General features: G+C 70.8%; 9 protein-coding genes and 1 tRNA gene. 4 read left to right on the top strand and 6 right to left on the bottom strand.

Features of this window, described 5'->3' with window-relative positions:
- Window positions 1–54 precede the first annotated feature (54 nt).
- The 3 genes from IE242_RS23805 (at window position 55) to glxA (ending at window position 4511) form a co-directional block, all read left to right on the top strand.
- Window positions 55–128: transfer RNA gene (locus IE242_RS23805), tRNA-Lys, on the top strand.
- 463 nt (window positions 129–591) lie between these two features.
- Complete coding sequence (locus IE242_RS23800) at window positions 592–2577, top strand: glycosyltransferase family 2 protein (protein WP_189862530.1); 1986 nt, start codon at window positions 592–594, stop codon at window positions 2575–2577.
- Entirely contained in the window at window positions 2574–4511 is a 1938-nt protein-coding gene (gene glxA / locus IE242_RS23795; RefSeq protein ID WP_189862528.1) for a radical copper oxidase GlxA, read from the top strand. Before IE242_RS23800 ends, glxA begins: the two co-directional genes overlap by 4 nt.
- Before the next feature lie 40 nt (window positions 4512–4551).
- Here the strand turns inward: glxA and IE242_RS23790 are convergent, their stop codons facing one another.
- The 6 genes from IE242_RS23790 to IE242_RS23765 all read right to left on the bottom strand — a co-directional run bounded on the left by IE242_RS23790 (window position 4552) and on the right by IE242_RS23765 (window position 10752).
- Window positions 4552–5598 carry a glycoside hydrolase family 6 protein gene (locus tag IE242_RS23790; RefSeq protein ID WP_189862526.1) on the bottom strand — a complete coding sequence of 349 codons (1047 nt, stop codon included), beginning with the start codon at window positions 5596–5598 and terminating at the stop codon, window positions 4552–4554.
- A 600-nt stretch (window positions 5599–6198) separates the two neighbouring features.
- Window positions 6199–6870 carry a class F sortase gene (locus IE242_RS23785; RefSeq protein WP_189862524.1) on the bottom strand — a complete coding sequence of 224 codons (672 nt, stop codon included), beginning with the start codon at window positions 6868–6870 and terminating at the stop codon, window positions 6199–6201.
- A gap of 19 nt (window positions 6871–6889) precedes the next feature.
- Window positions 6890–7603: a hypothetical protein gene (locus IE242_RS23780; RefSeq protein ID WP_189862522.1), complete on the bottom strand. Its 714-nt coding sequence runs from the start codon at window positions 7601–7603 to the stop codon at window positions 6890–6892.
- 117 nt (window positions 7604–7720) lie between these two features.
- Window positions 7721–8500, bottom strand: coding sequence for an HAD-IIA family hydrolase (locus IE242_RS23775; RefSeq protein WP_189862520.1), 780 nt, complete (start codon window positions 8498–8500; stop codon window positions 7721–7723).
- 121 nt (window positions 8501–8621) lie between these two features.
- Window positions 8622–9455: a cell wall protein gene (locus IE242_RS23770; RefSeq protein WP_189862518.1), complete on the bottom strand. Its 834-nt coding sequence runs from the start codon at window positions 9453–9455 to the stop codon at window positions 8622–8624.
- Window positions 9456–9633: 178 nt separating this feature from the next.
- Entirely contained in the window at window positions 9634–10752 is a 1119-nt protein-coding gene (locus IE242_RS23765) for an ROK family transcriptional regulator (protein WP_189862675.1), read from the bottom strand.
- 86 nt (window positions 10753–10838) lie between these two features.
- On the opposite strand from IE242_RS23765, the gene IE242_RS23760 reads away from it, so the two are divergent.
- Window positions 10839–11909, top strand: a complete 1071-nt coding sequence (locus IE242_RS23760) for a Gfo/Idh/MocA family oxidoreductase (RefSeq protein ID WP_189862516.1) — start codon at window positions 10839–10841, stop codon at window positions 11907–11909.
- Window positions 11910–11911 lie beyond the last annotated feature (2 nt).

Here is an 11911-nt window from a genome sequence, read left to right as displayed (position 1 = left end):
GGGCCGCGGTCGAGAGCACCCTCCGACGTCAGGTAGAGTTTCTTCCGTCAGCAGGCGCCGCTAGCTCAGTTGGTTAGAGCAGCTGACTCTTAATCAGCGGGTCCGGGGTTCGAGTCCCTGGCGGCGCACGACACGGAGAGGCCCCCCGCGGGAGCGGGGGGCCTCTCCGCATTCATGGTTCGGCGCCAGAACAGGTGATCCCTTCGGATCCGAGCGGCGCGACCATTCGAGCGCACTCTTGTCCGAAAGTGCACGCTCCGGTACCCCAATGTGCGCGTATGACCGGTAAACACCTCGTATCCCACCTTGCGATCATGCTGAACGCCATAGAACCCTGGGCCGTAAGGGACTGTGGATGCTGCGCAGTTGGGGGGCTTGGGCCGGATCCGGTCACCGCGGGGAGCAGGGGATCCAGCCCATGAACGGATGCCTAGGGGGGCATCATGCAACCGGAAGGTCGCCGTCCTATGTCTCCATAAGTGATGACATGGCGACGCCGACCCGCCACTGATGCGCCCGGGGACGGTCTAGGGGGACCGCGCGGGCGACGACCGACGAACACGCACTCGCGTGCGTGCGGGGGGATGACTCATGACGTCGACGCCGTCAGGCGCCCGGCAGGACTTCGACCCGTCCGAAACCACCCAGCTCAGGATGATGTCACACCGGACGGGCAGCTTCCGCAGGATCAAGAGGACGCTGCCGAGATACGACTACGAGCACTACAGCCGGCTGGCCGGCCCGCTCACCCAGCCCGAACCCGGCCGGCCCTACACGGTGCAGTACCGCTCCCTGATCTCGCAGGAGCCGCACCGCGTCCGGGTCGCCCTGATGCTGGCCGCGGCCCCGGTGCTGTCCCTGGTGCTGCTGTTCTGGCTGCTCCAGCCGGAGCACTGGACCGAGCGCGACTACCCGGCGTACGACTTCCTGCCGGCCCTCGACGTCGTGATGCTGGTCTCGATCGGCCTGATCGAGTTCTTCCGCTGTATGAACGTGCTGTCCAACGCGCACGCCACGCTGGTCGCCCGTGACCCGGTCCCGGTGGTGCCCGAGACCGGCACCAGAGTCGCCTTCCTCACCTCCTTCGTGCCCGGCAAGGAGCCGCTGGAGATGGTGACGAAGACGCTGGAGGCCGCGGTGAAGATCCGCCACCGTGGCCTCATGCACGTCTGGCTGCTGGACGAGGGCGACGACCCGGAGGTCAAGACGGTCTGCGAGCGCCTCGGGGTGCACCACTTCTCCCGCAAGGGCGTCGCCAAGTGGAACCAGGCCAAGGGCCCGCACCGCGCCAAGACCAAGCACGGCAACTACAACGCCTGGCTGGACGCCCACGGCGACGCCTACGACTACTTCGCCTCCGTCGACACCGACCACGTGCCGCTGCCCAACTACCTGGAGCGGATGCTCGGCTTCTTCCGCGACCCGGACGTCGGCTTCGTCATCGGCCCGCAGGTCTACGGCAACTACGACAACCCGATCACCAAGGCCGCCGAGTCGCAGCAGTTCCTCTTCCACGCGCTGATCCAGCGCGCCGGCAACCGCTACGGCGCCCCGATGTTCGTCGGCACCTCCAACGCCGTACGGATCAAGGCGCTGAAGCAGATCGGCGGTCTGTACGACTCGATCACCGAGGACATGGCGACCGGGTTCGAGATCCACCGCCACAGGAACCCGATGACGGGGAAGAAGTGGAAGTCGGTCTACACCCCGGACGTGCTCGCCGTCGGAGAGGGCCCGAGCGCCTGGACGGACTTCTTCACCCAGCAGCTGCGCTGGTCGCGGGGGACGTACGAGACGATCCTCAAGCAGTACTGGAAGGGCTGGTACTCGCTGCCCCCGGGCAAGCTCTTCAACTACACGATGATGATCATCTTCTATCCGATGTCGGCCCTGAACTGGATCCTGGCGGCGCTCAGCTGTGCGCTCTTCCTGGGCATGGGCGCCTCGGGTGTGAACATCGACCCGACGGTGTGGCTGATGCTGTACGGCAACGCCTCGGCGCTGCAGATCGGCCTGTACGTCTGGAACCGCCGCCACAACGTCTCCCCGCACGAGCCCGAGGGCTCCGGCGGCGTGGCCGGCATGGTGATGTCGGCGCTGTCGGCACCGCTGTACGCGCGTGCCCTCATCGACTCCGTCCTGCGTCGCAAGAGCAAGTTCGTGGTCACGCCCAAGGGCGACTCGGCCAGCCCGGACACGCTGTTCGGGACCTTCCGGATCCACTGGTTCTTCATCGCGGTCTTCGTGGCGTCGATCGTCGCCGGGTTCGTGCTCGGCAACTCGCACCCCGCGATGATCACCTGGGCCACGTTCGCCACGCTGATCACGGCGTCCCCGATCTTCGCCTGGCGTCACATGATGCGGCAGGAGAAGAGGAAACCGGCGGCGCACGCGGCGGGCGCACGGCTCCCGCAGGACGCCGTGCCGACGACCCAGCCGCTGCCCGTCCAGCACGCGGGTGCCGCACCGCACGCACCGCACACCGGGCACGCGCCGCAGCAGAAACCGAGCTGGGCGTCCGCGGACGGAGGCACCGACCAGACCATGCAGATCGCCCTTGGGGGACGTAAGAAATGACCAACCGTGCAGGCCGCCGTCGTGCCCGTCGTCTGGCGATCGGCTCGGCGGTGGTCCTGGCGCTGGCCGGGATGAACGGACCGTGGCTGTACCGCTTCGGGACGGAGCAGTACCACCAGTACGCGATCAACAGGCCGGAGTACAAGGCCGAGAACGGGCACTGGGAGATCGTCGACTTCCCCGAGGAGTACCGGCAGAACACCATCCACGCGGCCCTGCTGCGCACGGGGAAGGTGCTGCTGATCGCGGGTTCGGGCAACAACCAGGACAACTTCGACGCGAAGCGGTTCGACACCCGGATCTGGGACCCGGTGAAGGGCACGGTCAAGAAGGTCCCGACACCCAAGGATCTGTTCTGCACCGGCCACACCCAGCTGGCGAACGGCAATCTGCTGATCGCGGGCGGCACCAAGCGGTACGAGAAGCTCAAGGGCGACGTCACCAAGGCCGGCGGCCTGATGATCGTCCACAACGAGAACCCGGACAGGCCCATCACGCTGCCCGCCGGCACGAAGTTCACCGGCAAGGAGAACGGCAAGACGTTCGTCTCCAAGGACCCGGTGCTGGTGCCGCGCGCCGAGAAGAAGTTCGACCCCGCGACCGGCAAGTTCCTCGGCAACGATCCGGGGCTGGGCCGTATCTACGTCGAGGCCGCGAAGAGCGGCGCGAAGTACGAGACCGGCACCGAGGACAACTACCGGATCCAGGGCCTGACGGGCGTCGACGCGCGCAACACGTACGGCATCGCGCAGAAGCTCGCCCTGGACAAGAAGGACTTCCAGGGGATCAGGGACGCCTTCGAGTTCGATCCGGTCGCCGAGAAGTACATCAAGGTCGACCCGATGAAGGAGGCGCGCTGGTACCCGACGCTGACCACGCTCTCCGACGGCAGGATCCTGTCGCTGTCCGGCCTCGACGAGATCGGGCAGCTGGTCCCGGGCAAGAACGAGGTGTACGACCCGGACACGAAAAGGTGGACGTACACCAAGGAGGTCCGGCAGTTCCCGACCTACCCGGCGATCTCCCTGATGCAGAACGGCGAGCTGTTCTACTCGGGCGCGAACGCCGGGTACGGCCCGGACGACGTGGGCCGGGACCCGGGCATCTGGGACCTGGACACCAACAGGTTCACCAAGATCCCCGGGATGAGCGACAAGGACCGGCTGGAGACCGCCGCCACGGTGCTGCTGCCGCCCGCGCAGGACGAGAAGTACATGGTGATCGGCGGCGGCGGGGTCGGCGAGTCCAGGAAGTCCAGTGCGAAGACCCGTCTCGTCGACCTGCTGGCGGACGACCCGCGGTTCGTGGACGGGCCGTCCCTGGACAAGGGCACGCGCTATCCGCAGGCCTCGATCCTCCCCGACGACACCGTGCTGATCTCGGGCGGCTCGGAGGACTACCGGGGGCGCGGCGACTCCAACATCCTCGAGGCACGGATCTACGACGCGAAGACCGACCGGATGAGCCGGGTGGCCGATCCGCTCGTGGGCCGCAACTACCACTCGGGATCCATCCTGCTGCCCGACGGCCGGGTGATGTTCTTCGGCTCGGACTCGCTGTACGCGGACAAGGCCAACACCAAGCCGGGGAAGTTCGAGCAGCGCATCGAGATCTACACCCCGCCGTACCTGTACCGCGACGCGCGTCCGTCCCTGTCGGGCGGTCCGAAGACGATCGAGCGGGGCGGGTCGGCGACGTTCGCAACGCAGCACGCCTCGTCCGTCGAGTCGGCCCGCCTGATCCGTCCGAGCGCCTCGACCCATGTCACCGACGTGGACCAGAAGTCCATCGCCCTGGCCCTGAAGACGACGAAGGACGGCATCACGGTCACGGTCCCGAAGAACCGCAATCTGGTCCAGTCGGGCTGGTACATGCTGTTCGTGACGGACGACCAGGGGACTCCGTCCGAGGCCCAGTGGGTGAAGGTGCCGTAGCACGAGGCGGGGCCCCCGCGCGGTGCACGGGGGCCCGTGCTCAGTTCTTGGAGGCCTGCGCCAGCTTCAGCGCGTACTCGGGCCACCACTGCCCCGCCTTCGGGCCCCCCTTGCACTCGCCGTCCGACTCACCCGGGCGCTTGACCCACAGATAGGCGTCGACCAGCGGGTCGGCGGTCTTGGTGGTCGGGGTCTCGCCGAGGGCGCGGCCCGGCGGGTTGCACCAGCGCTCGTCCGCGTCGCCGCCGGTGTACGGGCCGTTGCCGTTGCGGCTGGTGTCTATCACGAAGGGCTTGCCGCCGACCTTCGCCGAGAGCTCCTTGCCGTAGGTGATGGATTCCTCGGTGGTGTAGAAGTTCGACACGTTGACCGCGAAGCCGTCGGCCTGGTCGATGCCCGCCCGCCGCAACGGTTCGAAGATCTCCTCGGGGTGTCCCCAGCCCGCGTTGCCCGCGTCCAGGTACACCTTCGTGTTCTTCAGCGCGGCCAGCTTCTCGGTCGCGCCCTTCAGCAGGTCGTAGCGCTCCTCGTGGAACTCTTCCGGGGTGCAGCCGTCCACGAGGTGCAGCACCGCGTCCGGCTCCAGGATCACCGTGGCCGGCCGGTCACCGATGCCCCGGGCCACGCCGTCGACGAACTTCCGGTACGCGTCGCCGTCGGCGGCGCCGCCGCCCGAGTACTGGCCGCAGTCGCGGTGCGGGATGTTGTAGAGGACCAGAACGGCGTCCCGGTCCGCCTGCTGCGCGGCCTCGGTGTACCCTTCCGCCTCCTGCTCGGGGTTCTCCGTGCCGATCCACTGGGCCGTGGGCTGCTCGGCGATCTTGCGGATCTGCTCGGCGTCCGCGTCCTCGCCGGCCTTCTCGTACGCGGCGACCTGTGTCGCCGCGCTGCCGTCCGGGTTGACCCAGAACGGGTTGACGTTCCTGGGCTGCTGGGTGATCTCCGCGGCCGAGCCGTTGTCGTTCTTCTCGCCGCCCTCGTCGCCGTCGCCACCGGAACAGCCGATGAGCAGCAGTGCCGCCCCCGCCACCGCCACGGTCGCCCGCGCCGCCGCGGAAAGAGTCGTCGCCCCCCTACTGCCGTACATCCAACTCCCCCTTGGGTGCACTGTCGTAAGTCCCAATCCTGACATACGGCGCACTCGCTCACGAGGCCCTCCGGGGCTTGCCAGGAAGCTCTTACCGTGGCGTCCGCCGGGTGGCGAGCCTGGCGCGCGGTGGCTGGAAACCGTGCCCGGACCTGACGGGCGGCAGGCCGGGCGTCCGGCGGCGGACCGCCCGACGGGCCTCGCCGGAGCCCGTGAGCTGGACCGTCGAACGAACGCCCGAGTAGTTGTAGAACGTTCAATGTAACCGCTTTCACCTGCGGGTATCACCGACAGCCACCGCATGAGGACTTGGCGTCAAACAGCCTCTAGGCCGGAGCGGCCATCCGTTCTAGAGTTGCTTCGGACGGCCCCAGCCCCCGGTCGGACTCACCATCCGCGATGTCCGGATTGGCCCACAAGCCTCCCGCGCCGGCGCCGGGTTACTCCCGCGGCCCGAGCGCGCGCGGTCGAGGACCAGCCCGGTCGGCGGCTCCGGGGGGAGCGGGTCGCCGATCGGGCCAGGTGGACCCCGCCCGGGAACCGTTCGACCGGCCCGGCGGGCCCGGTCATCTGCCACGTGTCATGTTCATCTGCCGCGTGTCACGTCGTTCTCCCGGTGAGGTACGCGGAGACAATCACGTTCGCCGTGTAGCTGCGGCTCTTCCGGTCGTAGGTACCGCCGCACGTGACGAGCCGGAGCTCGGACCGTTCCGCGTCCCGGGCCCCGTACGCCTGCCGGGCGTCGAAGCGGTCCCGCCCGATCACCTGGACGTCGTCCACGGTGAACTCGGCGACCGTCCCGTCGTCGCGGACCACCCGGATCGTCTCGCCGATCCGCAGCGCGCTCAGCTTGTAGAAGACGGCGGGCCGGGTCTCGGTGTCGACATGCCCCACGAACAGCGCGGCGCCGGCCGCCCCCGGTCGCGTACCGGCCGCGTACCAGCCCACGGTTCCCGCCCGGTCGAAGGGCGGCGGGTCGATGGCCCCGTCGCCGTCCAGGCCGCGCGCGACGACCGGCGCCCGCACGCCCATGGACGGGATGTCGAGGCGCCGGGGTGCGGCCTCGCCCAACGGCTCGGCCGCAGAGGGCAGTTCGACGCCCGCGGGCCGCCCGACCGCCGCCACGTCACCCGTGGTCGGCGCGGACACGCCCCGCCGTACGTCGGTCACCTCGCGACCCCAGAGCCAGAGCCCGAGGATCAGTACGGCCCAGGCGACGCCCGCCGTGAGGCGGCCGGTGCCGCGCGTTCTGTGTTCCGGGTCGTCGGACATCGTGGTCACATCCTGTCGGTCACTCCGAGCCGCGGCCCCGGCGCGCGCCGCGCACCAGGACGGCCACCGCGGCGGCCCCCACCAGGACGATGCCGATCACGGCGTGCGGCAGCCCGGGACCGTTGTCCCGGGCTCTCGCGGCGAGGTGCGCGGTACCGCCGCCGCCCGCGCGTACGGGGGCGGCGGGGGACGCGGGCGCGGCGGGTGGAAGGGCGGAGTGCGAGTCGGAGTCCGAGCCGGAGTCCGAGCCGGAGTCCGAGTGCGAGTGCGAGTTCCGGTGCGCGTCCGGGTCCGGAGCCGGCTCGGGCGGCCGGGCCCCGCCCGCCTTCCTCGCGATCTCGATCGTCCCCCGGACCTTGCCCTCACGGCCGTCACAGGTGACCTGGACCTCGTAGCTGCCCGGCTTGAGCGCGGAGCGGACGCGGGTCTCCCCGACGAGCACACCGCCTCTGCCGTCGTGGGCGCCCCTGCCGTCGTGGCCGCCTCCGCCGTCGTGGCCGCCTCCGGTCAGCTGCGCGTCCGCGACGAAGGCGGCCGAGGCGGCGGTGCCCGTGTCGTCCCTGCACCCTTTGACGGCCAGCCGGATGTCGCTGCCGGGCTCCGGCGGTGACGGCGTCACCGAGACGGCCCCGGAGTCGCCCGCGTACGCCACCGGGACCAGCGGGTACGTCACCGGGGTCAGGATCCCGGCGACCACCGCACCCGCACCGAGTGTGAGCCGTAGAGAACGCATCGTGAACCTCCAGACATCTGGAGACTCCCCCTCCGGCCGCCGCGACGCATCCGGGGAGAGGCGGTACTACTCCGTACGGGTCGAGTGGATGGCTGCGTGTTTGAAGTGCGACACCCCTCAGATCGCGTCGACCAGGTCCGCGATGGAGTCGACGACCTGGGAGGGGCGGTAAGGGAAGTTCTCGATCTGGCCCGGCTGGGTCACGCCCGTGAGCACCAGGAAGGTCTGCATCCCGGCCTCTATGCCGGCGAGCACATCGGTGTCCATGCGGTCGCCGATCATCGCGCTGGTCTCGGAGTGGGCGCCGATCGTGTTCAGCCCGGTGCGCATCATCAGCGGGTTCGGCTTGCCCGCGAAGTACGGCTGCCGTCCGGTCGCCTTGGTGATCAGCGCGGCGACGGCCCCGGTGGCGGGCAGCGGGCCTTCCGTGGACGGGCCGGTCTCGTCCGGGTTGGTCGCGATGAACCGCGCACCGCCCTGGATCAGCCGCACCGCCTTCGTCATGGCCTCGAAGGAGTACGTGCGGGTCTCGCCGAGCACGACGTAGTCCGGGTCCTGGTCCGTCAGCACGTACCCGATGTCGTGCAGCGCGGTGGTCAGACCGGCCTCGCCGAGGACGTACGCCGTGCCGCCCGGCCGCTGGTCGTCGAGGAACTTCGCGGTGGCGAGGGCGGAGGTCCAGATGTTCTCGACGGGGACGTCCAGGCCCATGCGGGCCAGCCGGGCGTGCAGGTCGCGGGGCGTGTAGATGGAGTTGTTGGTGAGGACCAGGAAGGGCCTGCCGGACTCCCGCAGCTTCTTCAGGAACGCGTCGGCACCCGGGATCGGCACCCCCTCGTGGATCAGCACGCCGTCCATGTCGGTGAGCCACGACTCGATGGGCTTGCGCTCTGCCATGTGCGATCTCCTGCCGTACGTCCGCGGGATGTCAGGGGGCGCCGGACGTCTCTGTACCGACGGTCACCACCCTAGTGACGGGTGGCCCGGAACAGGAGGGGCTGATCATGACTCGTGTGGATCACTGGGGCCCGCGTCGCCGGAAGAGGACGATGAGCAGGGTGCCGGTGATGAGCAGCAGCGCCGTGACTCCGTGCGCCACCACGGTCGTTCCGGTAGCGGCCAGTTCGTCGGCGGGTGGGCGCTCTTCCTGCTGCTCGTACTCCTGGCGCTTCTCGCGGTTCTCGCGGTCCTCGTGGTTCTCATGGGTGCCGCTTGTGCCGGTGTCCCCGTTCTCTTCCCCTTGTTCGCTCTCTCCGCTCTGTTCGCTCTCTCCGCTCTCTCCGCTGTCGTCACTGTCGACGATCCGGAACCGGTAGTCGTTCGACTCGCCCACCCAGTCGCCGTCGTCGCCCCGCCGCTGGACGACAGCCGCGTTCGCCACGACGTCGTTCGGGGTGCGCGCCGCCGAGGTGACGGCGAGCCGGAGCCTGACGGTGCGCGTGCGGCCCGGGGCGACGGTGAACCCGGGGAAGCCCTTGTGGTCGAGGACCCCGACGAGTTCGTCCGCGTCGGTGCGGGTGAGGGCGACCGGGTGGGGGCGGTCGCCGTCGTAGTACTCCAGGAGCGGATCACCGGACCGCAGCGCGCGTTCCTCGTCGACGAGGACGATCACCGGGTGGATGTCGCGGCAGGGGCGGGCCGTGGTGTTGGTGAGGGCGAGGGACCAGGTGCGGAAACCGCCGCCGGCCTCGTAGCGGGCGGGGCCGCCGTGGATGCGGGCACGGAGGGGGAAGTCGCCGGCCTCGGTGCCGGCGCAGGTGGGGGCGGGGGCCGCGGTGGCGGGGGGCGGGAGGCCGCATGCGAGGGCGGCTGCGGTGACGACGGTGGCGGCAGCGGTGAGCGCCGGGGGCATGCGCAGTCTCAGTCGCGGGGACGATCGCGGGAACAGTCGCATGTACTCATGCCTGCCATCCGGCCGCCGCCGTCGGCCTCGCCACGCGCCACGTACCCCGTACGGCCGCCCAAGTGCCCTCGATCGGCCGAGCACCTCACCCGTCGGCCGCCCCTGAACTCACCCCGACCGGCCTGGACTATCCCTCACCCCGCCCGAACAACGGCGCCAGCAGCAGTTGGGCGGCTCCCTCCGCGACGGTGCGCGCCCCGCCGGGGGCGGCCCGTACGGGTACGGCCCGGTCGGCGCCCTCGCGCCGGGCGCGCTCGTCGAGGACGGCGCCCACCCCGCGGACGAAGGCCTCCTCGTGGGCGGCGACGGTACGGCCACCGAGCAGCACCTCGTCGATGTCGAGCAGCGCGACGAGGTTCCCGGCGGCGGCACCGAGCACCCGGGCCGCTCCGTCCACGTCGCCCCGGGCCACGGCCGCGAGGCACAGCGCCTCGACGCACCCCCGGTTCCCGCACTCGCACGGCGGCCCGTCCAGCTGGATGACCTGGTGGCCGAACTCCCCGGCCCCGGTCCGTGCGCCCCGGTGCACACCGCCCCCGATCACGAGCCCGGCCCCCAGCCCCGTACCGAGGTGCAGATACGCGAGACAGGCGGACGGGCCCGCGCCGCGCACCGCCACCTCCAGTGCGGCCGCGTTGGTGTCCTTGTCCACCACGACCGCTGTGCCCAGCCGCCGCGCCAGCACGTCCCGCAGCGGGAACCCGCTCCACTCGGGGAAGCCGGTGACCCGGTGCAGCACGCCCCGGGTGTGGTCCAGCGGACCGGGCAGGGCGACGCCGACGCCCAGCACCGGTGCGGGCTCGGGGCCGGAGAGCCCGGCCAGCAGCGCCTCCACCTCGACGGCCGCGCCCTCGACCACCGTGTCCGCCCCGGCGCCCAGGTCCAGCGGCGCCCGCCGTTCGGCCACGACGGTGCCGGTCAGATCGCACAGGACGGCGGTGAGCTCGTCGCGGTCCAGGTGCAGGCCGACCGCGTGCCCGGCCCCGGGCAGGAGGCGCAGCACGGTGCGCGGCTTGCCGCCCGTCGAGGTGCGGCGCCCGGCCTCCGCCGCGAGACCCTCCAGGCGGAGCCGCGCGATTATCTTGCTGACGGCCTGCGGGGTCAGCCCGGTCCGCTCGGCGAGCTCCAGCCGGCTGATCCCGGACGGGCCGGCCGTGCGCAGCAGATCGAGCACCAGCGCGGTGTTGTGGGTGCGCAGGGCGCCCAGGTTCACCCCCGCGCTCACGCCGTGCTGCCTGCCCGTCATTCCGATCCCACCACTGTTCGCGCTGCTCACCCTTCCATTGTCCGTGGCGCTTGCACTTTGGCAACAGCGTTGCTTAAGTGGAACGCATGACTGGCACAGCTCCCCTCCGTGTGGCCCTCGTCGGTTACGGCCTCGCGGGCTCCGTCTTCCACGCACCGCTGATCGCGGCCACCGAGGGCCTGGTCCTCGACACCGTGGTCACGTCCAGCCCCGAGCGGCGGGAGCAGGCCCGCGCCGAGTTCCCGGACGTGACGTTCGCCGACTCCCCCGACCAGCTCTGGGAGCGGGCGGGCGAGCTGGACCTGGTCGTCATCGCGTCGCCGAACAAGACGCACGTCCCCCTCGCGACGGCCGCGCTCGAGGCCGGCCTCGCGGTCGTGGTCGACAAGCCGATCGCCGGTACGGCGGCCGAGGCCCGCGAGCTGGCCCGCCTCGCCGACGAGCGCGGCCTGCTCCTCTCCGTCTTCCAGAACCGCCGCTGGGACAACGACTTCCTGACCGTCCGCAAGCTCGTCTCCGAGGGCGCGCTGGGCGACGTATGGCGCTTCGAGTCACGTTTCGAGCGGTGGCGGCCGAAGCCGAAGGGCGGCTGGCGCGAGTCCGGCGACCCGGCGGAGATCGGCGGTCTGCTGTACGACCTCGGCAGCCATGTCGTGGACCAGGCGCTGGTCCTGTTCGGCCCGGCCATCCAGGTGTACGCCGAGTCGGTCGTCCGCCGCGCCGGCGCCGAGGCGGACGACGACACGTTCGTCGCGATCACGCACGCCAACGGCGTCCGCTCCCACCTCTACGTCACCGCGACCACGGCCCAGCTCGGCCCGCGCTTCCGCGTCCTCGGCTCGCAGGCCGGCTACGTCAAGTACGGTCTCGACCCGCAGGAGGCGGCCCTGCGCGAGGGGTCGCGTCCCGGCCCGGACTGGGGCGTGGAGGACGAGTCGCTGTGGGGCCGCGTCGGCGCCGGCGAGTCCCCGCTGACCGGCGGCGGCGAGCCCGTACCGACCCTGCCCGGCGACTACCCCGCGTACTACGCGGCCGTGGCCGCCGCCCTGCGCGACGGCGCGCCCAACCCGGTGACGGCCCTGGAGGCCGCCGCGGCGCTCGACGTCCTGGAGGCGGCCCGGCGCTCGGCCCGCGACGGAGTGGTGGTGCAGCTCTGATG

It is taken from the genome of Streptomyces poonensis (genome assembly GCF_014650915.1).
In the GTDB taxonomy this organism is placed as follows: Bacteria; Actinomycetota; Actinomycetes; order Streptomycetales; family Streptomycetaceae; genus Streptomyces; species Streptomyces poonensis.
This window is presented reverse-complemented; position numbering and strand designations above follow the sequence as displayed.

Coding starts and splice junctions, on each gene's coding strand:
- IE242_RS23800 (WP_189862530.1), top strand. CDS start 592: ATGACGTCGACGCCGTCAGGCGCCCGGCAGGACTTCGACCCGTCCGAA.
- glxA (WP_189862528.1), top strand. CDS start 2,574: ATGACCAACCGTGCAGGCCGCCGTCGTGCCCGTCGTCTGGCGATCGGC.
- IE242_RS23790 (WP_189862526.1), bottom strand. CDS start 5,598: ATGTACGGCAGTAGGGGGGCGACGACTCTTTCCGCGGCGGCGCGGGCG.
- IE242_RS23785 (WP_189862524.1), bottom strand. CDS start 6,870: ATGTCCGACGACCCGGAACACAGAACGCGCGGCACCGGCCGCCTCACG.
- IE242_RS23780 (WP_189862522.1), bottom strand. CDS start 7,603: ATGCGTTCTCTACGGCTCACACTCGGTGCGGGTGCGGTGGTCGCCGGG.
- IE242_RS23775 (WP_189862520.1), bottom strand. CDS start 8,500: ATGGCAGAGCGCAAGCCCATCGAGTCGTGGCTCACCGACATGGACGGC.
- IE242_RS23770 (WP_189862518.1), bottom strand. CDS start 9,455: ATGCCCCCGGCGCTCACCGCTGCCGCCACCGTCGTCACCGCAGCCGCC.
- IE242_RS23765 (WP_189862675.1), bottom strand. CDS start 10,752: ATGACGGGCAGGCAGCACGGCGTGAGCGCGGGGGTGAACCTGGGCGCC.
- IE242_RS23760 (WP_189862516.1), top strand. CDS start 10,839: ATGACTGGCACAGCTCCCCTCCGTGTGGCCCTCGTCGGTTACGGCCTC.